General features: G+C 61.5%; 23 protein-coding genes. 7 read left to right on the top strand and 16 right to left on the bottom strand.

The features are described 5' to 3' along the window. Positions 1 to 37: 37 nt before the first annotated feature. From C4J89_RS03750 to C4J89_RS03795, 10 genes are all read right to left on the bottom strand, one after another. Positions 38 to 517 (bottom strand): DUF2878 domain-containing protein, encoded by a 480-nt coding sequence (locus tag C4J89_RS03750; RefSeq protein WP_124413792.1) that lies wholly within the window; start codon positions 515 to 517, stop codon positions 38 to 40. Beyond that, entirely contained in the window at positions 510 to 1,781 is a 1,272-nt protein-coding gene (locus tag C4J89_RS03755; protein ID WP_124361206.1) for a cyclopropane-fatty-acyl-phospholipid synthase family protein, read from the bottom strand. Before C4J89_RS03755 ends, C4J89_RS03750 begins: the two co-directional genes overlap by 8 nt. Continuing rightward, positions 1,768 to 2,577: a DUF1365 domain-containing protein gene (locus C4J89_RS03760; protein ID WP_124413793.1), complete on the bottom strand. Its 810-nt coding sequence runs from the start codon at positions 2,575 to 2,577 to the stop codon at positions 1,768 to 1,770. The genes C4J89_RS03755 and C4J89_RS03760 overlap by 14 nt, the downstream gene beginning before the upstream one ends. Further along, positions 2,574 to 3,821, bottom strand: coding sequence for an NAD(P)/FAD-dependent oxidoreductase (locus tag C4J89_RS03765; protein ID WP_124413794.1), 1,248 nt, complete (start codon positions 3,819 to 3,821; stop codon positions 2,574 to 2,576). Before C4J89_RS03765 ends, C4J89_RS03760 begins: the two co-directional genes overlap by 4 nt. Continuing rightward, positions 3,818 to 4,600, bottom strand: a complete 783-nt coding sequence (locus tag C4J89_RS03770; RefSeq protein ID WP_124361209.1) for an SDR family oxidoreductase — start codon at positions 4,598 to 4,600, stop codon at positions 3,818 to 3,820. The genes C4J89_RS03765 and C4J89_RS03770 overlap by 4 nt, the downstream gene beginning before the upstream one ends. Next, positions 4,597 to 6,036, bottom strand: a complete 1,440-nt coding sequence (gene phrB / locus C4J89_RS03775; RefSeq protein ID WP_124413795.1) for a deoxyribodipyrimidine photo-lyase — start codon at positions 6,034 to 6,036, stop codon at positions 4,597 to 4,599. Before phrB ends, C4J89_RS03770 begins: the two co-directional genes overlap by 4 nt. Further along, positions 6,037 to 6,966, bottom strand: coding sequence for a MerR family transcriptional regulator (locus C4J89_RS03780; protein ID WP_124413796.1), 930 nt, complete (start codon positions 6,964 to 6,966; stop codon positions 6,037 to 6,039). It abuts the gene before it with no gap. Positions 6,967 to 6,969: 3 nt separating this feature from the next. Next, entirely contained in the window at positions 6,970 to 7,929 is a 960-nt protein-coding gene (locus tag C4J89_RS03785) for a DUF523 and DUF1722 domain-containing protein (RefSeq protein WP_124361212.1), read from the bottom strand. Positions 7,930 to 8,040: 111 nt separating this feature from the next. Continuing rightward, entirely contained in the window at positions 8,041 to 8,256 is a 216-nt protein-coding gene (locus C4J89_RS03790) for a TIGR02450 family Trp-rich protein (RefSeq protein WP_124413797.1), read from the bottom strand. Then, positions 8,253 to 9,239: an NAD(P)/FAD-dependent oxidoreductase gene (locus C4J89_RS03795; protein WP_124413798.1), complete on the bottom strand. Its 987-nt coding sequence runs from the start codon at positions 9,237 to 9,239 to the stop codon at positions 8,253 to 8,255. Before C4J89_RS03795 ends, C4J89_RS03790 begins: the two co-directional genes overlap by 4 nt. Positions 9,240 to 9,451: 212 nt before the next feature. Here C4J89_RS03795 and C4J89_RS03800 point away from each other — a divergent pair, with 212 nt between their 5' ends. Together C4J89_RS03800 and hemH are read left to right on the top strand one after the other, a co-directional pair. Next, entirely contained in the window at positions 9,452 to 10,351 is a 900-nt protein-coding gene (locus tag C4J89_RS03800; protein WP_124413799.1) for a TIGR01777 family oxidoreductase, read from the top strand. A gap of 14 nt (positions 10,352 to 10,365) precedes the next feature. Next, positions 10,366 to 11,391, top strand: a complete 1,026-nt coding sequence (gene hemH / locus C4J89_RS03805; RefSeq protein ID WP_124413800.1) for a ferrochelatase — start codon at positions 10,366 to 10,368, stop codon at positions 11,389 to 11,391. A gap of 126 nt (positions 11,392 to 11,517) precedes the next feature. Here the strand turns inward: hemH and C4J89_RS03810 are convergent, their stop codons facing one another. Together C4J89_RS03810 and algW are read right to left on the bottom strand one after the other, a co-directional pair. After that, the gene (locus C4J89_RS03810; RefSeq protein ID WP_124413801.1) at positions 11,518 to 13,611 is read right to left on the bottom strand and encodes a TonB-dependent siderophore receptor; all 2,094 of its coding nucleotides are present in this window, start codon (positions 13,609 to 13,611) and stop codon (positions 11,518 to 11,520) included. A gap of 111 nt (positions 13,612 to 13,722) precedes the next feature. Continuing rightward, the gene (algW, locus tag C4J89_RS03815) at positions 13,723 to 14,883 is read right to left on the bottom strand and encodes a Do family serine endopeptidase AlgW (RefSeq protein WP_124413802.1); all 1,161 of its coding nucleotides are present in this window, start codon (positions 14,881 to 14,883) and stop codon (positions 13,723 to 13,725) included. A gap of 101 nt (positions 14,884 to 14,984) precedes the next feature. Between algW and C4J89_RS03820 the strand changes: the two genes are divergently transcribed. The 3 genes from C4J89_RS03820 to cysN all read left to right on the top strand — a co-directional run bounded on the left by C4J89_RS03820 (position 14,985) and on the right by cysN (position 18,750). Further along, entirely contained in the window at positions 14,985 to 15,743 is a 759-nt protein-coding gene (locus tag C4J89_RS03820) for a Nif3-like dinuclear metal center hexameric protein (RefSeq protein ID WP_124413803.1), read from the top strand. Between the two features lie 181 nt (positions 15,744 to 15,924). Beyond that, positions 15,925 to 16,842: a sulfate adenylyltransferase subunit CysD gene (cysD, locus tag C4J89_RS03830; protein ID WP_124413805.1), complete on the top strand. Its 918-nt coding sequence runs from the start codon at positions 15,925 to 15,927 to the stop codon at positions 16,840 to 16,842. Between the two features lie 9 nt (positions 16,843 to 16,851). Beyond that, the gene (cysN, locus tag C4J89_RS03835) at positions 16,852 to 18,750 is read left to right on the top strand and encodes a sulfate adenylyltransferase subunit CysN (RefSeq protein WP_124361220.1); all 1,899 of its coding nucleotides are present in this window, start codon (positions 16,852 to 16,854) and stop codon (positions 18,748 to 18,750) included. A 112-nt stretch (positions 18,751 to 18,862) separates the two neighbouring features. Here cysN and C4J89_RS03840 read toward each other — a convergent pair whose 3' ends face one another. From C4J89_RS03840 to C4J89_RS03850, 3 genes are all read right to left on the bottom strand, one after another. Next, a complete protein-coding gene (locus C4J89_RS03840; RefSeq protein ID WP_124413806.1) occupies positions 18,863 to 19,762 on the bottom strand; it encodes an acyltransferase in 900 nt (299 codons plus the stop codon). Next, a complete protein-coding gene (gene pta, locus C4J89_RS03845; protein ID WP_124361222.1) occupies positions 19,763 to 21,862 on the bottom strand; it encodes a phosphate acetyltransferase in 2,100 nt (699 codons plus the stop codon). A gap of 79 nt (positions 21,863 to 21,941) precedes the next feature. Next, a complete protein-coding gene (locus C4J89_RS03850) occupies positions 21,942 to 22,232 on the bottom strand; it encodes a DUF3565 domain-containing protein (protein ID WP_305955551.1) in 291 nt (96 codons plus the stop codon). Here C4J89_RS03850 and C4J89_RS03855 point away from each other — a divergent pair. Further along, positions 22,231 to 22,716 (top strand): peptidylprolyl isomerase, encoded by a 486-nt coding sequence (locus tag C4J89_RS03855; protein ID WP_003171645.1) that lies wholly within the window; start codon positions 22,231 to 22,233, stop codon positions 22,714 to 22,716. The two genes, C4J89_RS03850 and C4J89_RS03855, sit on opposite strands and share 2 nt — an antisense overlap. A gap of 272 nt (positions 22,717 to 22,988) precedes the next feature. Here the strand turns inward: C4J89_RS03855 and rpsT are convergent, their stop codons facing one another. Further along, complete coding sequence (gene rpsT, locus C4J89_RS03860; RefSeq protein ID WP_003188401.1) at positions 22,989 to 23,267, bottom strand: 30S ribosomal protein S20; 279 nt, start codon at positions 23,265 to 23,267, stop codon at positions 22,989 to 22,991. Positions 23,268 to 23,520: 253 nt separating this feature from the next. Between rpsT and murJ the strand changes: the two genes are divergently transcribed. Further along, positions 23,521 to 25,059, top strand: coding sequence for a murein biosynthesis integral membrane protein MurJ (murJ, locus tag C4J89_RS03865; RefSeq protein ID WP_124361224.1), 1,539 nt, complete (start codon positions 23,521 to 23,523; stop codon positions 25,057 to 25,059). The last annotated feature ends 17 nt before the right edge of the window (positions 25,060 to 25,076 follow it).

The following is a 25,076-nucleotide window of genomic DNA, read 5'->3' on the forward strand; positions in this document are numbered from 1 at the left end:
CCAAGCAGGCCATGGGTGTAGGAATGCGCGACGGACGTCAGTGAGCCAGCCGCTGCATGCCGACGAACACGGCGGCCCAAAGTACCGCCAGCCCGGCCATTGTCGGCCCCAGTCCATAGCCAAACTGCACGCCAGCCAATTGGCTGCCGGCGTAATACGACAACGGCCCACCCACCGCGCCCAACAGGGCGGCACGCCACCAGGGCCGGGCGCTCCAGGCCAGGCAGTGGCGCAAGGTCGTAGCCAGCAATGCCCACAGCAACATCAACCAGAACGGAATCAACGGCCCCGGTTCGCTGAAGTGGAAAACCCCAAGTGTGCGCAACAGCGTGTCGAGCAGCGTGCCGGCGAGCGTCACGCCGACGATCAGCACCCCGTCATCCGCCAGCGGACTTATCCACAGCAGGTTGATCACCAATACCGCCAGCCCCACCAGCAGCCACAGGCTGTCGCCGCCGAGCACACAGGCAAACCAGCCGCACTGGAACAGCGCCGCATTCGCCAGGGATTTAAGCACTGAAGCGCCCGAGCAACGGCGGGTTGATTGCCGCAGGCTTGGCCAGCAGTAACTGCGCGGTGCCAATCGTGCGCTCCATGAAGCCGCCCTCGCAGTAGCACAGGTAGAACTCCCACAAGCGCAGGAAGTACTCGTCGTAGCCAAGCTCGGCGAGGCGGCCATGGGCGCGGCGAAAGTTCTCATGCCACAGGCGCAGGGTTCGTGCGTAGTGCAGGCCGAAATCCTCCATGTGCAGCAGGTTCATGTCGGTGTCGCGGCAGACGATCTGCAGCATGTTCTGCACACTGGGCAGGGCGCCGCCGGGAAAGATGTAGCGTTGGATGAAGTCGACGCTGTGCTTGGCCTGCTCAAAGCGTTGTTCGCGAATGGTGATGGCTTGCAGCAGCATCAGGCCGTCGGGTTTGAGCAAATGCGCACACTGCTTGAAATACGTAGGCAGGAAGCGATGGCCTACCGCTTCGATCATTTCGATGGACACCAGCTTGTCGTACACACCCGTGAGGTCGCGGTAGTCCTGCAGCAGCACCGTCACCTGACTGTGCAGGCCCGCCGCCGCGATGCGCTGCGCGGTGTAGGCAAACTGCTCTTTGGACAAGGTGGTCGTGGTGACCTTGCAACCATAATGCTGCGCCGCGTACAGCGCCATGCTGCCCCAGCCGGTGCCGATTTCCAGCAGGTGATCGCTGGGCTTGAGCGACAGTTTCTGGCAGATGCGTTCCAGCTTGTTCAGTTGCGCCTGTTCCAGGGTGTCGTCGGCGCTGAGAAATTGCGCTGCCGAATACATCATGGTCGGGTCGAGAAACGCCTCGAACAGGTCGTTGCCCAGGTCGTAATGGGCCGCGATATTTTTCTGCGAACCCTTGCGCGTGTTGCGGTTGAGCCAGTGCAGACCCTGGGTGAACGGCCGCGCCAGGCGGGCCAGGCCACCTTCCATCGCATCAAGCACGTCGAGGTTGCTGACCATCACCCGTACCACGGCGGTCAGGTCCGGGCTGCTCCAATAACCGTGGATAAATGCCTCGCCGGCGCCGATCGAGCCGTTGGCGGCCACCAGGCCCCACGCCGCCGAATCCAGGATCTGGATTTCCCCCAGCAGGTGCGCTTCCCGTGCCCCGAACACTTGTCGCTCGCCGTCCTCGACGATCACCAATTGGCCGTGGCGCAATTGGCTGAGTTGGCGCAACACGCCTTTGCGCAATAGCGCAGCGCTGATGCCGTTGACGTTCAGGCGATTGGTCTTGACCGATAAGCTAGGGGATTTCATGGCGGCGGTCCTTGGTATACCCGACTGCGGTGCTGGAGACGCCATCGGCGGCTCGGTGGGGGAAAATCGGTGTGCGTTTGAGCAGCAGGCGCAGGGCCTGCCAGTAAATCGCGAGGCAAGTCTTGGCGGTCATCCAGGGAAAGCGCCATAGATAGCGATGCAGGCTGGCGCGGGTCAGGGCCTCTTTTTGCAGGCTCAAGGTGGCGTCGAAGACTTTATGTGCGCCTTGCCAATCGGCCATGTGCACGCCGAGCCGGGCGGCCGGCGGGCTGAAGCTCATGCGGTATTCCAGGTCGCGTGGCAGGAAGGGCGATACATGGAACGCCTTGGCCACGGCGAAGTGCTGATGCTCATCGGCGCCCATTGCCTGGGTCGGCAACACGTAGTGATAGCGCTCGCGCCACGGTGTATTGGTGACTTCGCACAGGATCGCCGCCAGTTGCCCGTCGGTCTCGAAACAATAGAAGAAACTCACCGGATTGAACGCCAGGCCCCAACTGCGGGCCTGGGTCAGCAGGCAGATAGCGCCCTGCGGGGTGCGTCCCAGGGTCTTGCCGACTTCCTGGCGCACCGCGTCGCTCAAGCTCATACCGTGGCGCGTGAATTGGCGCAGGTAATCCTGCTGGCGAAAGCCGAACGGCGCCAGGCGGCTCACGCCAGCCAGGGGGGAGAGCGCGAGCACCGCGTCCTCTTCGCTGAGGTCCAGGTACAGCAGGCCGATGCGGTAGCGAAAGGCATGGACCTTGGGCGTAAACCGACGATGGGCGATCCAGCCGCTGTACAGGGCGCTGTTCACAGGGTTTCCCCAAAGGCCTGGGCCACGCGCAGGGCGCTGACCACGCCATCTTCGTGGAAACCGTTGGCCCAGTAGGCGCCGCAGTAGAACGTGTTGCGCGCGCCATGCAATTCTTCCCAGCGCGCCTGCGCGGCCACCGCTGCCAGACTGTATTGCGGATGGGCATAGGTGTAGCGCGCCAGGATCTTCAGCGGATCGATCATCGGCGTTTGGTTGAGGCTCACGCAAAAGGTGGTGGCGCTGTCGATGCCTTGCAGGATGTTCATGTCGTAGGTGACAGCGGCCTGATGCTGCTGACTGCCGCTCAGCCGGTAATTCCAACTGGCCCAGGCCAGCTTGCGGTCGGGCAGCAGTCGCGTATCGGTGTGCAGCACCACGTCGTTGTCGGCATAGGGCAGGGCGCCAAGGATTTGCTGTTCGGCCAGGCTGGGGTCGGCGAGCAATGCCAGGGCCTGGTCGCTGTGGCAGGCGAAGACCACGCGATCGAACGTCTCGCTGCCGGCCGCGCTGTGGATAACCACACCGTCGTCGGTGCGTTGCACGTTATGCACAGGGCAGTTGAGGCGCACGTGATCGCGGAAACTGCGGGCCAGCGGTTCGATATAACAGCTGGAGCCGCCTTCGATCACGCACCACTGCGGGCGATTGCTCACCGACAGCAAACCGTGGTTCTTGAAGAAACGCACGAAGAACTGCAAGGGGAACTTGAGCATGTCGGCCAAGGACATCGACCAGATCGCCGCGCCCATCGGCACGATGTAGTGGCGGATAAAGCGCGGGCCATAACCGCCGGCGTCGAGATAATCACCCAGGGTCATGTCGGCGCTGATGCGCTGCGCTTGCAGGTCCTGCGGCGCCTGACGATTGAAGCGCAGAATATCGCGCAGCATGCCCCAGAACCCTGGCGACAGCATGTTGCTACGCTGGGCAAACAGGCTGTTGAGGTTATTGCCGTTGTATTCGAACCCCGCGCTCGGGTCGCACACCGAGAAACTCATCTCGGTAGGTTTGAACCTGACGCCGATCTGCCCCAGCAGGCGGATGAAATTGGGATAGGTCCAGTCGTTGAACACAATAAAGCCGGTGTCCACCGCATAGCGTTGGCCTTCGACCGTCACGTTGGCCGTATGGGTATGCCCGCCGAGGCAGTCACCCGCCTCGAACAGTGTGATGTCGTGGCGCCGACTGAGCAGGTAGGCGCTGGTGAGCCCGGCGATACCGCTGCCGATAATGGCGATCTTCACAGGTCGTCCTTGTGCGGCGGCGGGCTGCGCAACATGCGTTTGCCGATGATCAATTGGGCCCGGTTAGGCAGCTTCGACAGTGGCCACAAGGTGGCGATGAACATAGCCGGAAAGGCGATCTCCAGCGGGCGCTTTTCCAGTTTGGCGAAGATATGTCTCGCCGCCTTGTTGGCCGACCAGCTTAACGGCATGGGGAAATCATTGCGTTCGGTCAGGGGCGTGTCGACAAACCCCGGGCTGATCACCGTGACGTCGATGTTCTCGGGCGACAGGCTGATGCGCAGGGATTCGAACAAGTAGCGCAGCCCCGCTTTCGAGGCGCCATAGGCTTCGGCACGTGGCATGGGCAGGTAGGTCACGGCGCTGGCCACGCCCACCAGGTGTGGCGTACGCCCGGCACGCAACAGCGGCAGCGCGGCTTCGATGCAATAACTGCTGGCCAGCAGGTTGGTGCGCACCACGTGTTCGATGATCGATGCATCGAACTGCCGGGCGTCGACGTACTCACAGGTGCCGGCGTTGAGGATCACCGTATCCAGCGAGCCCCAGGCTTCGCCGATTCGTTCACCGATCTCGCGTACGGTCTGGCTGTTGGTCAGGTCGCCGGCCACCACCAGCACTTGCCCCGGATAACGCTGGGCGAGTGCTGCCAATGGGCCTTTGGTGCGCGAGCTGAGCGCCACATGGGCGCCGCTGTTGAGCAACTCCACGGCCAGCGCGGCGCCGATGCCACTGCTGGCGCCGGTCAACCAATAACGACGGGGCGGTGTCAGGCTCATCCCATTCTCCTCTCTGGACGCGTGGGCAGGCTGCGAAAGGCGGCAAGGGCGCGCTCGCGGGAGTGTTTCAGGTCAACGATAGCGCGCGGGTAATCGGCCACTCCAAACAAACCGCCGGCGGCTTGCGGGCTGTGCACGTCCTTCTTATTCAGCGCGGCCAGCTCCGGCAGCCAGTGCTTGATGAACAGGCCTTCGCTGTCGAATTTTTCCGACTGGCTCAACGGGCTGAAAATCCGGAAATATGGCGCCGAATCGGTACCCGTCGATGAACTCCACTGCCAGCCACCGTTGTTGGCCGCCAAGTCGCCGTCGATCAAGTGCCGCATGAAGAAGCGCTCACCTTCGCGCCAGTCGATCAGCAGGTTCTTGGTCAGGAACATCGCCACCACCATGCGCAGGCGGTTGTGCATCCAGCCGGTTTCCAGCAGTTGGCGCATGGCCGCGTCGATAATCGGCAAACCGGTGCGCGCTTGCTGCCAGGCGGCCAGGTCCTCGGGCGCGTTGCGCCAGGCCACGGCTTCGGTTTCGGGGCGGAACGCACGATGGCGCGAAACCCGTGGGTAACCCACCAGGATGTGTTTGTAGAACTCACGCCATAGCAGTTCGTTGATCCAGGTGATCGTGCCGATGTCGCCGCTTTCGAACTCGCCCTGGTTGAACTGCAACGCCGCGTGCAGGCACTGGCGTGGCGACACGACTCCGGCGGCCAGGTAGGCGGACAGCTGGCTGGTGCCGGGCTTGGCGGGGAAGTCGCGCTCGTCTTTGTAATAGCTGATTTGCTCGTCCGCAAAGGCGTCGAGGCGACGGCGCGCTTCGTCTTCACCGGCGGGCCACAGGGCACGCAAGGTTTCACTGGGTGACGCGAAACCTTCAACGCGGGTGGGGATGACGTCGCTTTTTACGTCGAGCCGGGCCTGGGCCTTGGGGCTCACCACCAGGCGCGGCAAGGCGCTGTGCAGGCGGGTGTAGCAGACTTTTCGGAACTGGCTGAACACCTGGAAGTAAGTGCCGGACTTAGTCAACACGCTACCCGGCTGGAAAAACAATTGGTCCAGGTAGCGCTGGAAGGTCACGCCCTGGGCTTCCAACGCCTGGGCCACGGCGGCGTCGCGCCGGCCCTCGTGGATACCGTATTCCTCGTTGACGTGCACCGATTGCACCTTGAGCTCCCGGCACAGCTGGCTCAATACGCCGGGCGCCTGGTCCCAGGTGTCGGCGTGGCGGATCAACAGCGGGATGTTCAGGGCTGCCAGCGCCTGGCTCAGCGCTTGCAGGTTGCGTAGCCAGAAGTCGACCTTGCAGGGCGCGTCATCGTGGGCCAGCCATTGTTGCGGCGTGATCAGGTAAACCGCCGCGACCGGGCCTCGCTGGCTTGCGGCAGCCAGGGCGGTGTTGTCGTGAAGGCGCAGGTCGGTGCGCAGCCAGATCAAGTGCATTTAGACAATTCCACGCTGGAGCAATATCTGATGGGCCGACAACGGGTCTTCGGCGACGAACACGTCGGGGAGGTCATGGGTGAGTGCGGCCAACTCGGCGTGGTGGATGCGCACCGTGGGGCCGGCAATCAGTATCGGGCAACCAACGCCGGCCAGCAGTTTGGTGAGTGCCGGGACCTGCAGCGCTTTGCTTGAATACAGCAGCACCGCGCGCGGTTGCAGGTGTTCTACCGCCAGGGCCAGTTCGCCGGCGGGCAGCGGCCAGTCGAACACCTCCACCGGGCAGTCGGCGCTGCTGGCCAGCCAGGCGCTGAGCCACAAGTGCGGTTCCAGGAGTAAGTCGGAGTGGTTGACCAGCAGCAACGGGGCGCCGTGGAGTTGACGATTGTTGTGGTAAATCCGCGCGCCAAACTTGCTGCGCAGCCACGACAGGAAAAACACCCGCTCCATCTGCGCGCCGAATTGACCCTGCCATTTCTGTTCAAGCTCGCGAAGCAGCGGCAACATCAATTGCTCGCACAGTGTGCGTGGCGGGTAGAGCGCCATGGCTTGGTTGAAGGCATCGTCGACCCGGCGTTCAGCCAATTCGCCAATGGCAGTGATCAAAGTTTGACGCAAGGCGTGCCATTCATTCTCCATCGGCTCGGGGTTGGCCTGGGCGGAGTCGATCAAGCCTTTTACCTGGCTGACCGGCACGCCCCGATTGAGCCAGGTGAGGATGGCGTGGATACGCTGCACATGTTCGGCGCTGAACAACCGATGCCCTTTGGGCGTGCGCTGGGGCACGATCAGGCCGTAGCGGCGTTCCCAGGCGCGCAGGGTCACGGCGTTGACGCCGGTCTGGCGCGCCACCTCGCGGATCGGTAGCCAGCCATTTTTCAGGGCTTGGGCGATGTCTTCGCCGGTTTCGTCTTGCAGGGCAACGTTCATGGCTTAGATCGCATTACGCAGGCTGAGATTTTCCGGGTGCGGTTGCAGGTAGGCCTGCTGCGCAATGTAGCGGTCCGGGTGTTGACGAAAGTGATGCTTGAGCAGGGTAAGCGGTACCACCAGAGGCACGATGCCTTGGCGGTATTGGCCGATGATGGTTTGCATTTCCTGCTTGTCGTCGACGCTGATCGACGCCTTGAGGTAGCCGCTAATGTGTTGCAGCACATTGGTGTGGGTACCGCGGGTGGCGCACCTTTTAAGGCCCGTCATCAGTTCGCAGAAGTAGCAGGTGGCCAACTCGTCGAGGTTGTCATCCTTGCCCATGGTGCCGAGCAACTGGCCGAGGCTTTTGTAGTGCGCCGGGCTGTGGGCCATCAGCAAGTATTTGTAGCGCGAGTGAAAGGCCAGCAGGCGATGACGCGTCAGGCCATCGGCGAGCAGTTGCTGCCAGCTGGCGTAGACAAAAACGCGGGTGAGGAAATTTTCTCGCAATACCGGGTCATTCAGACGGCCGTCTTCTTCCACCGGCAAGTTGGGATGGCGCGCGCAGAAGGCCTGGGCGTAGATACCGCGCGCCCCGCCATCCACCGGTGCGCCATTCTCACGGTAAACCTTGACCCGCTCCAGGCCACAGGATGGCGATTTCTGCATAAAGATGTAGCCGCACAGGTCGGTATGTTCACGCGCCATCGCCTGCCCGTATTCATCCAGTGGCTGGGTCACGTTGAGTTCGCGGTGGACGGTGCCCACGGCCTGGGGATTATCCGCGTCGCCGACCAGGCGAATGGTTTCGCGGGGGATGCCCAGGCCGATTGCGACTTCAGGGCACAGCGGCACGTAGTCGAAGTAGTCGGCCAGGGTCTGGCTGCACAATAGGGATTGTTTATGCCCTCCGTTGAAACGCACGTTCTCGCCCAGCAGGCAGGCACTGATGCCGATCTTGGGTTTCACGGAATGGGGCATGGGCAAACCTCTGTGAAATTCCTGTACAGGTGAGAATTACTGTACAACTAATTTCATCATAGATTTGATCTTGTACAAGTCAATTATTTTGTACAGGTTTTTTCGCAGGGCTTACTGCCATCCCATTTTCCAGCTATCCGTATTCTGCAATGTTTGCCAGCCAATGCGCTCGGTTCGTCGGGTCATCACCGCCTGCAGCTCGATCTCCAGCACGGTGCCTTCCTCGTCACGAAACAGTTCGGTGACGAGGAAGTGTTTTTCCTTGTTTTTCGGCAAGGTGGCTGTCCATTTCGACAATAGCAATTTGGCTGGGTTGATGCGATTCATTGCAGATGCTCGATCAATCGTCGCGCCGCCTCCTGGCCGCTGAGCCAGGCGCCTTCGACACGCCCCGACAAACACCAGTCGCCGCAGACGAACAAGCCCAGGTCGGCATCGGCCAGCACGCCGAATTCATGACTGCTGGACGGTCTGGCGTAGAGCCAGCGGTGCGCCAGGCTGAATGAGGGCGCGGGCATGGTGCAATGCAGCAACTCGGCGAAGGCGCCGTGCAGGTGTTCGATCACGGCCTCTTTGGGCAGGTCCAGATGCGCCTTGCTCCAGGTGCTGGTGGCATGCAGCACCCAGGTGTCGACGGTAACGTCACGCCCCGGTTTGCTGCGGTTGCGCGCCAGCCAGTCGAGGGCGCTGTCTTGCACGAAGCAGCCTTCCATCGGTGTATCCAGGGGCGTGTCGAAGGCCAGGGCGATAGCCCAGGTCGGGTCCATTTTTACCCCGGCCACGGCGCTCGCCAGTTTCGGTGCGGCGGCCAGCAGGGTAGTGGCCTGGGGCGCCGGCGTGGCGATGATCACATGGCTGAACGGGCCGTGATGGCCGCCATCGGCGTCGAGCAGGTTCCAGTGCTGGGTGCCCTGGAACACCTCGGTGATGCGGCAACCGAATTCCACCGGCAGGTCATCGAGCAGGGCGCGGGTAATGGCGCTCATGCGCGGTGTACCGACCCAGCGGATCTGTTCATCGGGAGAGGGCGTCAGTTGCCCGGACTTGAAGTTGTACAGCTGGGGTTTCCACTGTTGCGCCCAGCCATGGCTTTGCCAGCGCTGCACTTCGTTGACGAAGCGCCGATCGCGGGCGGTGAAGTACTGTGCGCCCATATCCAGCGCGCCGGCATCGCTGCGCTTGCTGGACATACGGCCGCCGCTGCCGCGGCTTTTATCGAAGAGTTGTACAACGTGCCCCGCGTCTCGTAACGCTCGGGCGGCGGAGAGACCGGCAATGCCGGTACCGATGATCGCAATGGGGACAGTCATGGGAGGCCTCGTTTTACCGTTGGGTACAGACTACGCCGACACCAATAGCTGTACAATATTGTTTTTTGGTATAAGTTTTGGCGTGCCTGATTGTGTGGCGTGACCTATGGTTAAGCTAAGGCCTGAATGGCCGCCACGCTCGATTATTAAATTGATCCCTGCTTATAAAATAGACCAGTGAGCGGCGGCGAACGTTACATGAGGAGCGTCCCATGCATATTTTGCTGACCGGCGGTACCGGCTTGATCGGCCGTCAACTGTGCCGGCACTGGCTTGCCCAGGGCCATCGCTTGACCGTGTTGAGCCGCAAACCCGATGCCGTTGCGCGGGTCTGCGGCGCGCAAGTGGCGGGTGTCGGGCGCTTGCAGGACGTGATCGGCGGCGTCGATGCGGTGGTCAACCTCGCCGGTGCGCCCATCGCCGACCGTCCCTGGACCCACAAACGCAAGGCTTTGCTGTGGAGCAGCCGCATCAGCCTGACCGAAAGCCTGCTGGCATGGCTGGAAGGCCTCGAGCACAAACCGGCGGTGCTGATCTCCGGGTCTGCCGTGGGTTGGTATGGCGACGGCGGCGAGCGCGAACTGACTGAAGCATGCGGCCCGGTGCAGGACGATTTCCCCAGCCAGTTGTGTATCGCCTGGGAAGAAACCGCCGTGCGGGCCGAGGCCCTGGGCATTCGTGTGGTGCTGGTGCGTACCGGCCTGGTGCTGGCGGCCGAGGGCGGCTTTTTGTCGCGCCTGCTGCTGCCGTTCAAACTGGCGCTGGGCGGGCCGATCGGCAATGGTCGGCAATGGATGCCGTGGGTGCATATTCAGGATCAAATCGCCCTGATTGATTTTCTTCTGCACAAGGCTGACGCCAGCGGTCCTTATAATGCCTGCGCGCCACACCCGGTGCGTAACCGCGAATTTGCCCAGACGTTGGGCCAGGTGCTGCACCGCCCGGCGTTCATGCCGATGCCGGCCTTTGCATTGAGGGTCGGCTTGGGCGAGTTGTCGGGCTTGTTGCTGGGCGGGCAAAAGGCCCTGCCTGAGCGGCTGCTGGCGGCGGGTTTCACTTTCCAGTTCACTGAGTTGCGTGCGGCCCTGGACGACTTGTCCAGCCGCCTCTAGAGATAGGATGTTGCATGACGGATCACGCGTTGTTACTGGTCAACCTGGGCTCACCGGCCTCCACTTCGGTGGCCGATGTGCGCAGCTACCTCAATCAGTTCCTGATGGACCCTTATGTGATCGACCTGCCGTGGCCGGTGCGTCGCTTGCTGGTGTCGCTGATCCTGATCAAGCGCCCTGAGCAGTCGGCGCATGCCTATGCGTCCATCTGGTGGGAGGAGGGCTCGCCGCTGGTGGTCCTCAGCCGTCGCCTGCAGCAGCAGATGGCCGCGCAATGGACCCAGGGCCCGGTGGAGCTGGCGATGCGTTATGGCGAGCCTTCGCTTGAAACGGTGCTGACGCGCCTGGCCGCCCAGGGCATCCAGAAAGTGACCCTGGCGCCGCTGTACCCGCAGTTTGCCGACAGCACCGTGACCACGGTGATCGAGGAAGCCAGGCGCGTGGTGCGCGACAAGAAACTCAAGGTGCAATTCTCGATCCTGCAGCCGTTCTACGATCAGCCTGAGTACCTCGATGCCTTGGCGGCGAGTGTGCAGCCGTATGTAGAACAGGATTACGACCACCTGCTGTTGAGTTTCCACGGCTTGCCTGAGCGCCACCTGACCAAGCTCGACCCCACGGGCCAGCATTGCTTCAAAGACGCTGACTGCTGCCGGAACGCGTCCCCGGAGGTGCTTGCCACCTGCTATCGCGCGCAGTGTTTCAGCGTTGCCCGGGATGTGGCCGCGCGTTTGGGGTTGCCGGACGGCAAGTGGTCGGTGGCGTTCCAGTCCCGCCTGGGCCGCGCCAAGTGGATCGAACCCTACACTGAGGCGCGTCTTGAGGCGTTAGCGCAACAAGGCGTGAAGAAACTGCTGGTGATGTGCCCGGCGTTTGTCGCCGATTGCATCGAGACCCTGGAGGAAATCGGTGATCGCGGGCTGGAGCAGTTCCGTGAGGCGGGAGGCGAAGAGTTGGTGTTGGTGCCCTGCCTGAATGATGACCCGCAATGGGCTGCGGCGCTCAATACCTTGTGTGAACGGGCGCCTGTTTCACTGTAATTAAGCCTGCGAATAGCCAAATGTGGAGGGGGCTTGCTCCCGATAGCAGGGTGTCAGTCTCAGTATTGCTGATTGATACACCGCTATCGGGAGCAAGCCCCCTCCCACATTTAGTACGGCGTTTGCTTAGAGATTTAGGGTCAGGCTGAGCGTGAGGTTGCGCGGCTCACCGGGGTTGATCCAGTAGCTGCTGTAGGACCGCTCGTAATAGTGCTCATCGAACAGGTTGTTGAGGTTCAGGCCCACGGTGACATTTTCCGTCGCCTTGTAATGCGCGAGCAGATCGACGGTGTGGTAGGCGGGAAGTTCGAAACCTGTGCCCGCTTCACCGGAGCGATCACCGACATAGGTAAACGCCGCCCCCAGGTCCGAACCGCGTAACGCGCCGTCCTGGAACTCATACACCCCCAACAGACTGCCGCTGCGCTTGGCCACGCCGAGGATGCGGCTGCCCGCTGGAATGGTGTTATCACCCTTGGTCACTTCGGCGTCGATGTAGGCGAAAGCGCCGATCACGCGGATGGCGTCGGTGACTTGCCCGGTCAGTTGCAGATCGAACCCCTGGCTGCGTGCCTTGCCCATGGCGCGGTTGGTGTTGGTCGACGGGTCCAGGGTCAGCACGTTTTCCTTTTCGATATGAAAGGCGGCGAGGGTGGCGCTGAGGCGGTCGTCGAACAGCTCGGTCTTGACTCCAACTTCATAACCCACGCCCTCTTCGGGTTTGAAGGTTTTGCCAGTGGCGTCCAGGCCACTGTTGGGTTTGAACGAGGTCGAGGCGTTGGCGAACACGCCGATTTCGGGCGTGAGCTGGTAAAGCAGGCCGGCGCGCTGGGTGAGTGCGTCGTGGGTTTGCCGGCTGGGTGGGGCGTTACGGGTGAAGTCGTCGACCGTTTGTTCGAAATGCTCAAAGCGCGTGCCAATCATGCCGCGCAGGCGGTCGGTGAAGATGATCTGGTCTTGCAGATTCAATGCGTGGCTTTTGGTTTGCTCGAAGAAGTCGGTGCCGGAGCGTTTGTCGTTGGGTTTGGGCTGGCCGTAGACCGGGTTGTAGAGGTCGATGGGGTAGCTGCCGTCGGTAGAGGTCACGCGTTCCTGCTTGCGGTAGTCCTCGTATTCGGTGCCCACCAGCAGTTCGTGCTGCCAACTGCCGATATCAATCAGGCCACGCAGTTCCAGCTGGGTGATGCTGTCGTGCCAACCCATGGAGCGTTCGCGGTAGCGGCGGTTGAGAGTGTGGCCGTCTGCATTCAGCGCACGGCTTTCCGACGCATCGCCCCATAGGCTGCCTTGTTTGTAGTGGCTGGCCAGGCGCAGTGTCCAGGCGTCGTTGAGGTGATGTTCCAGGGTGGCCTGGATGCGATTGTTGTGGTTGTCGATGTCGCCGTCGTTGGGTTCGCCGAGGAAGGTGGAGCGTGATACCCCAGGGACGTCGACGATGCCGCGATCGAAGGTCGAGCTGTGGCGCACGAATTCGCTTTCCACCAGCAGGCTGGTGTCCGGGTTCAGCTGCCAGCTGAACGAAGGCGCGACGAACACGCGCTTACTCTCGACGTGATCACGGAAGCTGTGGTTGTCTTCCACTGCCAGATTCACCCGTGACAGCACATTGCCCTCGGCGTCCAGCGGTGTGTTGACGTCGAGGGCTGTGCGATAGCGGTCCCAACTGCCGGCACTGGTTTGCAGGGTCGTGAAGGCTTCCGGCTGGGGCTTCTTGGTGACGATATTTACCGTGCCGCCCGGATCACCACGCCCATACAAACTGGCGGCAGGCCCCTTGAGTACTTCGATGCGTTCGATATTCGCGGCATCCGGCGTGCTCGGGTAGCCCCGGTTGGCACTGAAGCCATCCTGATAGAACTCCGAGGTGGTGAAGCCGCGTACGCTGTATTCGTAAAGGGTCAGGCCGCCGAAGTTGTTCTGTTTGGAGACGCCGCCCGCAAACTCTAAAGCGCGTTCCACGCTGGTACTGCCCAGGTCCTTGAGCACCGTGGCGGGGATCACGCTGATCGATTGCGGGATGTCGCGCAGGGCGGTGTCGGTCTTGGTGGCACTGGCGGAGCGGGTCGCGCGGTAGCCCTGCACCGGGCTGGTCGCCGACTCATAAGCGTCGGTGGTGACGCTGATGGTGTCCAGTTCCAGGGTGTTTTCTTCGGCGTAGGCGGGGTCCAGCAGCAAGCCCAGGGCCAGGCCGGCCAGGGGCGCAAACTTTTGAGACGGCATGATAGAGCGTTCCAATGTCGGTATTGAAACAATATAACATGTCTAATGAGATAAATTATTATGTAATATCATCTTGCAAGTGCCCGCGAACGGACACCTGGGCGATGCCGCTTATTCCTCTTCTTTTACCGGCGCCGTGGCCGGTGGTGGGCGCAGGCCGATTTCCGCCGACAGCTTGATTTCCTTGCCGTTGCGCATCACCTGGATCGCCACCTTGTCGGTCGGCTTGATCCGCGCCACCTGGTTCATCGACTTGCGGCCATCACCGGCCGGAGCGCCGTCGATGCTGAGGATCACGTCGCCCAATTGCAGGCCGGCTTTCTGCGCCGGGCCGTCGCGGAAGATCCCCGCGACCACGATGCCAGGGCGCCCGGTCAGGTCGAACGACTCGGCCAGTTCCTTGGTCAAGGGTTGCACTTCAATGCCCAGCCAGCCACGAATCACCTGGCCGTGCTCGATGATCGACTTCATCACCTCCATCGCCAGCTTTACCGGGATCGCAAAGCCGATGCCCTGGGAGCCGCCGGACTTGGAGAAAATCGCCGTGTTGATTCCCGTGAGGTTGCCATTGGCATCCACCAGCGCGCCGCCGGAGTTGCCGGGGTTGATCGCCGCGTCGGTCTGGATGAAGTCTTCGTAGCTGTTAAGGCCCAGCTGGTTACGCCCGGTGGCGCTGATGATGCCCATGGTCACCGTCTGGCCAACGCCGAACGGGTTGCCGATGGCCAGCGCCACGTCGCCTACGCGCAGGCCATCGGAGCGGCCGAGGGTGATCGAGGGAAGGTTCGTCAGGTCGATTTTCAGTACCGCAAGATCGGTTTCCGGATCGCTGCCCACGACGCGGGCCAGGGTCTCGCGGCCGTCACGCAGGGCCACCACGATCTGGTCGGCGCCGGTGGTCACGTGATTGTTGGTGAGGATGTAGCCTTCGGGGCTCATGATCACCCCGGAACCGAGGCTCGATTCCATGCGGCGTTGCTTGGGCCCGTTGTCACCGAAGTAGCGGCGAAACTGCGGGTCTTCGAACAAGGGATGCGCCGGCTTGTTGATGACCTTGGTGGTGTACAGGTTGACCACGGCAGGGGCGGCGATGGTCACGGCGTCCGCATAGGTCACCGGGCCTTGCACCACGGTGCTGGTTTGCGGAGCCTGTTGCAGGTTCACATCAAGGCTGGGCAGGCCAACCCACTGTGGATAACGCTGAATGATCAGCATCGCGATCAGCACGCCAGCCAGCAATGGCCATCCAAAAAAACGCAGCGCCTTGAGCATCAAGTAAGTCCTGACAGGTTGCAGGGGGCGCGGGAGCGCCCATAATGACGCGCATTATACGAGGCTGCGACGCCAGCGAACGGGATATTTAGGAGTCTTTTATGGCCGTCCCCCTTACCACCCTCGTCGAGGAAGCGGACCGCTACCTTGGCAGCTTGAAAATCGCCGATTATTGCCCCAACGGCCTGCAAGTGGAGGGCCGGCCGCAGGTGATGCGCATTGTCAGCGGCGTCACCGCCAGCCAAGCCCTGCTGGACGCCGCCGTCGAAGCCCGGGCCGACCTGATCCTGGTGCACCACGGGTATTTCTGGAAGGGCGAAAGCCCCTGCATCACCGGCATGAAGCAGCGTCGCCTGAAAACCTTGCTCAAGCATGACATCAGCCTGCTGGCCTACCACCTGCCCCTGGATCTGCACCCTGACGTCGGCAACAACGTGCAGCTTGCCAAGCAACTGGACATTACCGTCGAAGGCCCGCTCGACCCAGGTAACCCAAAGGTCGTCGGCCTGGTCGGCTCGCTCGCCGAGCCGCTGTCGCCGCGCGACTTTGCCCGCCGCGTGCAGGACGTGATGGGCCGAGAGCCCCTGCTGATCGAAGGCGGTGAAATGATCCGCCGCGTCGGCTGGTGCACCGGGGGCGGGCAGGGGTATATCGACCAGGCAGTGGCTGCCGGTGTCGACCTGTACCTGAGCGGCGAAGCCTCGGAGCAGACCTTCCACAGCGCGCGGGAAAACGACATCAGTTTCATCGCCGCCGGCCATCACGCCACCGAGCGCTATGGCGTGCAGGCGTTGGGGGATTACCTGGCACGACGCTTTGCCTTGGAGCATATCTTCATCGATTGCCCGAACCCGATCTAAGCCACACAGCCGAGGCAAATGTGGGAGGGGGCTTGACCGAGTTCCAGGCCAAACTCAGGGGAATATTCATATACCGTTTCGATCTAGTTGGCGCCCTGAATAGAAGCAGGTGCTGTGCTAGCATGCCCCGCTCGAACACGGCCCGCTGGCCGTCCACACGATCGTTTTTCCGTGAGTAGCCATGGTCGACAAACTGACGCATCTGAAACAGCTGGAGGCGGAAAGCATCCATATTATCCGCGAGGTCGCTGCCGAGTTCGATAACCCGGTGATGCTCTACTCGATCGGTAAAGACTCCGCCGTGATGCTGCATCTGGCCCGCAAGGCCTTCTTCCCGGGCAAATTGCCGTTTCCGGTGATGCACGTCGACACCCGCTGGAAATTCCAGGAAATGTACAAGTTCCGCGACAAAATGGTCGAGGAACTGGGCCTGGACCTGATCACCCATATCAACCCCGATGGCGTGGCGCAGAACATCAACCCGTTTACCCACGGCAGCGCCAAGCACACCGACATCATGAAGACCGAAGGCCTCAAGCAGGCCCTGGACAAGCATGGTTTCGACGCAGCCTTCGGCGGCGCCCGTCGCGATGAAGAGAAATCCCGCGCCAAAGAGCGCGTGTACTCATTCCGCGACAGCAAGCACCGCTGGGACCCGAAAAATCAGCGCCCCGAGCTGTGGAACGTCTACAACGGCAACGTCAACAAGGGCGAATCGATCCGGGTATTCCCGCTGTCCAACTGGACCGAGCTGGACATCTGGCAGTACATCTACCTGGAAGGCATCCCGATCGTGCCGCTGTACTTCGCCGCCGAGCGCGACGTGATCGAGAAGAACGGCACGTTGATCATGATCGACGACGACCGCATCCTCGAGCACCTGTCCGACGAAGACAAAGCCCGTATCATCAAAAAGAAAGTCCGTTTCCGCACCCTTGGCTGCTACCCGTTAACGGGCGCGGTGGAGTCCGAAGCCGAAACGCTGACGGACATCATTCAGGAAATGCTCCTGACGCGAACTTCCGAGCGCCAGGGCCGGGTCATCGACCATGATGGCGCCGGCTCCATGGAAGATAAAAAACGTCAGGGTTATTTCTAAGGGGTTGTCATGTCGCACGTATCTGATTTGATCAGCGAGGACATCCTCGCCTACCTGGGCCAGCACGAGCGCAAGGAAATGTTGCGCTTCCTGACCTGCGGCAACGTCGATGACGGCAAGAGCACCCTGATCGGGCGACTGCTGCACGACTCCAAGATGATCTACGAAGATCACCTGGAAGCCATCACCCGCGATTCGAAGAAGTCCGGCACCACCGGTGACGACATCGACCTGGCGCTGCTCGTTGACGGCCTGCAGGCCGAGCGTGAACAGGGCATCACCATCGATGTCGCCTACCGCTACTTCTCCACCGCCAAGCGCAAATTCATCATTGCCGACACCCCAGGCCATGAGCAGTACACCCGCAACATGGCCACCGGTGCGTCCACCTGTGACCTGGCGATTATCCTGATCGACGCGCGCTACGGCGTGCAGACCCAGACCCGTCGCCACAGCTTCATCGCCTCGTTGCTGGGCATCAAACACATCGTGGTGGCCGTCAACAAGATGGACATCAATGGCTTTGACCAGAGCGTATTCGAGTCGATCAAGGCCGATTACCTGAAGTTCGCCGACGGTATCGCGTTCAAGCCGAGCACCCTGGCCTTCGTGCCGATGTCGGCGCTCAAGGGCGACAACGTGGTGAACAAGAGCGAGCGTTCGCCGTGGTACACCGGGCAGTCGCTGATGGAGATTCTCGAGACCGTCGAGATCGCCAACGACCGCAACTACACCGACCTGCGTTTCCCGGTGCAGTACGTCAACCGTCCGAACCTGAACTTCCGTGGTTTCGCCGGCACCCTGGCCAGCGGCATCGTGCACAAGGGCGACGACGTCGTGGTGCTGCCGTCGGGCAAGAGCAGCCGCGTCAAATCCATCGTCACCTTCGAGGGCGAGTTGGAACAGGCGGGCCCAGGCCAGGCCGTGACCCTGACCATGGAAGACGAGATCGACATCTCCCGTGGCGACCTGCTGGTGCATGCCGACAACGTGCCGCAAGTGACCGACGCCTTCGACGCCATGCTGGTGTGGATGGCCGAAGAACCGATGCTGCCGGGCAAGAAGTACGACATCAAGCGCGCCACCAGCTATGTGCCGGGCTCCATCACCAGCATTGTGCACCGCGTGGACGTGAACACCCTGGCCGAAGGCCCGGCGAGTTCGCTGCAGTTGAACGAGATTGGCCGGGTCAAGGTCAGCCTTGACGCGGCTATTGCGTTGGACGGTTACGACAGCAACCGCACCACTGGCGCGTTTATCGTCATCGACCGCTTGACCAACGGCACCGTGGCCGCCGGCATGATCATCGCCCCGCCAGTCAGCCATGGCAGCGCGGCGCAGCACGGCAAGTTGGCCCATGTCGCCACCGAAGAACGCGCCCTGCGTTTCGGCCAGCAACCGGCCACCGTGCTGTTCAGCGGCCTGTCCGGCGCCGGCAAGAGCACCTTGGCGTATGCGGTCGAGCGCAGGCTGTTCGACATGGGGCGTGCGGTGTTCGTGCTGGATGGCCAGAACTTGCGTCACGACCTCAACAAAGGTCTGCCGCAGGACCGCGCCGGGCGTACCGAGAACTGGCGCCGTGCCGCTCACGTGGCGCGCCAGTTCAACGAAGCCGGCCTGCTGACCCTGGCCGCGTTCGTCGCCCCGGATGCTGAAGGTCGTGAACAAGCCAAGGTGCTGATCGGCAGCGATCGTTTGCTGACCGTGTACGTGCAGGCGTCGCCGCTGGTGTGTGCCGAGCGTGATCCGCAAGGGCTGTACGCCGCCGGTGGGGATAACATCCCGGGTGAGTCGTTCCCGTATGACGTGCCGTTGAATGCTGATCTGGTGATCGACACCCAGGCGTTGTCACTGGAAGACAGCGTCAAGCAGGTGCTGGAATTGTTGCGCCAGCGCGGCGCGATCTAAGCCGCGCCGCAATCAAATGTGGGAGGGGGCTTGCCCCCGATGGCGGTGTGTCAGTCAGTACATCTGTCACTGATCCACCGCTATCGGGGGCAAGCCCCCTCCCACATTTTGATCAGTTGCGGTCTGGGAAATCGGTGTGCAGCTTGTCCAGCAGCGCATCCTTCTCTTCCCACAACCGGTTGATCCAGCCCTGGAACGCCAACCGATATTCCCCATCCTGCTCATAATTCTTGCCGATAAACTCGACCGGAATCTGCACCTCTTCAAACTGCACCACCACATCCTTCACATTCCCGCACAGCAAATCCCAATAACCAGGACGCCCGCCAGGGTAGTGAATGGTCACGTTCACCAGCGACTTCAGCTGTTCTCCCATCGCATCCAGCACAAACGCGATACCACCCGCCTTGGGTTTAAGCAGGTGACGAAACGGCGACTTCTGCTGTGCGTGCTTGCCCGGTGTAAACCGTGTGCCCTCGGCAAAGTTGAAAATCCCCACCGGGTTGTTGCGAAACTTCGCACAGGTCTTGCGCGTGGTTTCCAGGTCCTTGCCTTTCTTTTCCGGGTGTTTTTCCAGATACGCCTTGCTATAGCGCTTCATGAACGGAAAGCCCAGCGCCCACCACGCCAAGCCAATCACCGGCACCCAGATCAGCTCCTGCTTGAGGAAGAACTTCAGCGGGCGAATGCGTCGATTGAGCACGTATTGCAGCACCATGATGTCGACCCAGCTCTGGTGGTTGCTGGTGACCAGGTACGAGTGTTGATAGTCGAGACCTTCAAGGCCGCTCAAGTGCCAGCGCGTGCGCCGTACCAAGTTCATCCAGCCCTTGTTGTTGCTGACCCAGGCTTCGTGCGTGTGGTTCATCAAGCCTTCGCTCAAGCGCTTGGCGAAGGGCAGGGCCTTGAACAGCGCCACGATAAACAGGAACGAGCACAGCAGGATCGTGTTCAGCGCCAACAGCAGCGAGGCGATCACCCCGCGTACGGCGGCAGGTAGAAAATCCAGCATTTAGATATCCATAGGTCGGTTGGCGGCTTGGATCGCGGTCAGGGCGATGGTGTACACGATGTCGTCCACCTGGGCGCCGCGCGGCAGGTCGTTGACCGGTTTGCGCAGGCCCTGGAGCATCGGCCCCAGGCTTACGCAATCGGCGCTGCGTTGCACGGCTTTGTAGGTGGTGTTGCCGGTATTGAGGTCGGGGAACACGAACACCGTGGCCTTGCCGGCGACCTGGCTGTTGGGCGCCAGTTGCCGGGCCACGCTTTCATTGGCGGCAGCGTCGTATTGCAGCGGGCCGTCGATCAGCAACGAGCTCTGTTGTTCGTGGGCGAGCAGGGTGGCTTCGCGGACTTTTTCCACTTCCTCACCGCTGGCCGAGTCGCCGCTGGAATAGCTGATCATCGCCACGCGCGGGACAATGCCGAATGCCGCCGCCGAGTCGGCGCTCTGCAGAGCGATTTCCGCCAGCTCCGCAGCGCTTGGGTGCGGGTTCATCACGCAGTCGCCATACACCAGCACCTGCTCGGGGAACAGCATGAAGAACACCGACGATACCAGGGTGCAGCCCGGCGCCGTCTTGATCAGCTGCAGGGCCGGGCGGATGGTGTTGGCGGTGGAGTGGATCACCCCGGACACCAGGCCGTCCACCTCGTCGAGGGCGAGCATCATGGTGGCGATCACCACGGTGTCTTCCAATTGCTGCTCGGCCATTGGCGCGTTCAGGCTCTTGCTCTTGCGCAGTGCAACCATCGGTTCGACGTAGCGCTGGCGGATCAGGTCCGGGTCAAGTATCTCCAGGCCTTCCGGCAGTTCGATGCCCTGAGCCCGCGCCACCGCTTCCACGTCCGCCGGCTTGGCCAGCAGCACACAGCGGGCGATGCCGCGGGCCTGACAGATTGCGGCGGCCTGCACGGTCAGCGGCTCGCTGCCTTCGGGCAGCACGATGCGCTTGTTGGCGGCCTGGGCGCGCTGGATCAACTGGTAGCGAAACACCGCCGGTGACAAGCGCATCTCCCGGGGGGTGCCGCAACGTTGGTGCAGCCAGCGCGCATCGAGGTGGCTGGCGACGAAGTCGGTGATGATCTCCGCGCGCTCGCGGTCATCGATGGGGATTTCCTTGTTGAGGCTGTTGAGCTGGTTGGCCGTGTCGTAGGAACCGGTGCTCACCGACAGTACCGGCAACCCGGCCTGGAATGCGCCACGGCACAAATCCATGATGCGCGGGTCGGGCAGGGTGTCGCTGGTCAGCAACAGGCCGGCCAGCGGTACGCCGTTGATCGCGGCCAGGCTGACGGCGAGGATGATGTCGTCGCGATCGCCCGGCGTCACCACCAGCACGCCGGGCTTGAGCAGCTCCACGGTGTTGCGCATGGTGCGCGCGCAGATGATGATCTTGGTCATGCGCCGGGTTTCATAGTCGCCGGCGTTGAGGATCTGCGCGCCCATCAGGTCGGCCACGTCGCGGGTACGTGGCGCGTTGAGTTCGGGCTGGTAGGGAATGCAGCCGAGCAGGCGGAAATCACCGCTGCGCAATAACGGCGAGTGTTCCTTGAGACGCGCCGAGAAGGCCTCCATGCTTTCGTCGGTGCGCACCTTGTTGAGGATCACGCCCAGCACTTTCGGGTCTTTCGGGCCGCCGAACAATTGGGCCTGCAGTTCCACGCGGCCGGACAGTTCGGTGAGCACTTCATTTTCCGGGGCCGAGACCAGGATCACTTCAGCATCCAGGCTCTTGGCCAGGTGCAGGTTGACCCGTGCCGCATAACTGGCGCTGCGGGTCGGCACCATGCCTTCGACGATCAGCACGTCCTTGCCCACGGCGGCTTGCTGGTACAGCGTGATGATTTCTTCGAGCAACTCATCGAGCTGGCCGTCGCCGAGCATGCGCTCAACATGGGCCAGGCCCAGGGGTTGCGGCGGCTTCAGGCCGTGGGTGCGCGCCACCAGTTCGGTAGAACGCTCGGGGCCGGTATCGCCAGGGTGTGGCTGGGCAATCGGTTTGAAGAAACCGACTTTCAGCCCGGCCCGTTCCAGGGTACGCACCAGCCCAAGGCTGATGGAGGTCAGACCCACACCAAAATCGGTGGGCGCGATAAAAAAAGTCTGCATGCGAATTCTCTGGAGGTGCATGGCTGGGGTGGCACTCTATGCGTGAGTGCCTACCGCGAATCAGGCGCCAAGGTTATCGTTATTCGGGTTGTTGCGCACACCAGCCGCACGCAAAGGGCTGGCCGATTTTTTCAAGGCGCTGCGCGGGGTCGAGCACCCAGGCGCGCGACTGCCATGGCGGCTGGTGGCGCAGATGCTGGGTGTGGCCGCAGGACAGCTCGACGACCCAGTGCAGGTCGTCGTCCTGGTGGAATCCGCTGATCGTCGCGACCGTTGGTCGGCCCCGTCTGTCCGGGTTCTGTTCGCTTTCGGGCAAATCCTTGTTTAGACTTGTCCGTTCTTCATTCTTATGCAAAAGGTCTCGCCCCATGACGATCGCCGCTAACAAGGCTGTCTCCATCGACTATACCCTGACCAACGACGCTGGTGAGGTCATCGACAGCTCCGCCGGCGGCGCGCCGCTGGTCTACCTGCAAGGCGCGGGTAACATTATCCCAGGCCTGGAAAAGGCTCTGGAAGGCAAGGCAGTTGGTGATGAACTGACCGTTGCCGTAGAACCTGAGGATGCCTACGGCGAATACTCCGCCGAACTGGTCAGCACCTTGAGCCGCAGCATGTTCGAAGGTGTTGATGAGCTGGAAGTGGGCATGCAGTTCCACGCTTCCGCCCCGGACGGCCAAATGCAGATCGTGACCATCCGCGACCTGGACGGTGACGACGTGACCGTTGACGGTAACCACCCGCTGGCTGGCCAGCGCCTGAACTTCCAAGTGAAGATCGTTGCCATCCGCGACGCTTCCCAGGAAGAAGTGGCTCATGGTCACGTCCACGGTGAAGGCGGTCATCACCATTGATTGTGGTTTGATCAATCGGTAGCAAAAACGCCCCGACTGGTTCGGGGCGTTTTTTTATCTGAAATTCACCGCGATCCAAGTGTGGGAGGGGGCTTGCTCCCGATAGCTGAGTGTCAGCCACTGCATCTGGTTACTGATCCACTGCAATCGGGGGCAAGCCCCCTCCCACATTTTGATCTTTGCACTCCAGAAAACAAAAATGCCCCGCACCTTTCGGTACGGGGCATTTCTTAACTGTTTCGCAACCTGGGCTGCGTAGCAGTTGTTACCACTTAGGCTGCAGCAGGAACGCTCAGAGCCTTGATGTGGCCATTCAGGCGGCTCTTATGACGAGCGGCCTTGTTCTTGTGGATGATGCCTTTATCGGCCATACGGTCGATAACTGGCACGGCCAGAACGTAAGCAGCTTGAGCTTTTTCAGCGTCTTTGGTGTCGATGGCTTTAACTACATTCTTGATGTAGGTACGAACCATGGAACGCAGGCTGGCGTTGTGGCTGCGACGCTTCTCAGCCTGTTTTGCACGTTTTTTGGCGGAAGGTGTGTTGGCCACCGTCGAGCTCCTCGAAAGACTTTTTAGGAAATAGCAAACAAAATAGGCCGCGAATCATGCCGATGACTTGATGGGTTGTCAAGGGCGGCTGATGCGAACTGCTGAGTGGTCGATCTGAAGAGGCGGGTGATTTATTTCCGGCGCTTGACCTGTAAACTCGCGAGCTTTGGCTCTGTGCTGTTGCAGGCGCGCAGTATCGCATAAGTAGGCGCTTTGTTCGCCTGCTCTTTATCTATAGGCGCAAACTCTTTCAATGAATCTGCTCAAATCGTTGGCTGCCGTCAGCTCTATCACGATGATCTCCCGGGTTTTGGGGTTTGTGCGTGACACCCTGCTGGCGCGCATTTTTGGCGCCAGTATGGCCACGGACGCCTTCTTTATTGCCTTTAAATTGCCCAACCTGCTGCGCAGAATCTTCGCCGAAGGCGCATTCTCCCAGGCCTTCGTGCCGATCCTGGCCGAATACAAGACTCAGCAGGGCGAGGAGGCAACCCGCACGTTCATTGCTTACGTTTCGGGCCTGCTGACCCTGGTGCTGATGCTGGTGACCCTGGTCGGCATACTCGCCGCGCCCTGGGTGATCTGGGCCACGGCGCCGGGCTTTGCCAACACCCCGGAAAAGTTCGCGCTGACCACCGACCTGCTGCGCGTGACCTTTCCTTATATAGTGCTGATCTCGCTGTCATCCCTCGCCGGGGCGATCCTCAATACCTGGAACCGTTTCTCGGTGCCGGCCTTCGTGCCGACGCTGCTCAACGTCAGCATGATTATCTTCGCGCTGTTCCTCACGCCGTACTTCGACCCACCGGTGATGGCCCTCGGCTGGGCAGTCCTGGCCGGCGGCCTGGCGCAATTGCTCTACCAACTGCCGCATCTGAAAAAAATCGGCATGCTCGTGCTGCCGCGCCTGAACCTCAAGGACACCGGCGTCTGGCGCGTGATGCGCAATATGTTGCCAGCAATCCTCGGGGTGTCGGTCAGTCAGATTTCCCTGATCATCAATACGGCGTTCGCTTCGCTGCTGGTGTCCGGTTCGGTGTCGTGGATGTACTACGCCGACCGCCTGATGGAATTGCCGTCCGGCGTACTCGGGGTGGCCTTGGGGACAATTCTGCTGCCGACCCTGGCGCGCACCTACGCAAGCAAGGACCGCCAGGAGTATTCGCGCATTCTCGACTGGGGCCTGCGCCTGTGCTTCCTGCTGGTGCTGCCATGCGCCTTGGCCTTGGGAATCCTGGCTGAGCCCTTGACGGTCTCGCTGTTTCAATACGGCCAGTTCGACGCCCATGACGCCTTGATGACCCAGCACGCGCTGGTGGCTTACTCCGTCGGCTTGCTCGGTATTATCGTGATCAAGGTGCTGGCGCCGGGCTTCTATGCCCAGCAAAATATCCGCACGCCGGTAAAGATCGCGATTTTCACGCTGATCGTCACGCAACTGCTCAACCTGGTATTTATCGGCCCGCTGGCCCATGCCGGCTTGGCGTTGGCAATCAGTGCCGGTGCGTGCATCAATGCCGGCCTGCTGTTTTATCAACTGCGCAAACAACAGATGTACCAGCCGCAGCCAGGCTGGGGAGTGTTCACCCTCAAGCTGCTCGTGGCGGTCGCCGCGATGTCCGCCGTGTTGCTGGGCCTGATGCATGTCATGCCGGCCTGGGACCAGGGCCATATGCTGGAGCGCTTCATGCGCCTTGGCGTGCTGGTGGTGGCGGGCGTGGTGGTGTACTTCGGAATGTTGCTGCTGCAGGGTTTCCGCCTGCGCGATTTCAATCGCAAGTCCCTGGGGTAGAGAGTTTGTCGCGATAA

Origin of the sequence: Pseudomonas sp. R4-35-07 (genome assembly GCF_003852235.1) — a bacterium.
Classification (GTDB): Bacteria; Pseudomonadota; Gammaproteobacteria; order Pseudomonadales; family Pseudomonadaceae; genus Aquipseudomonas.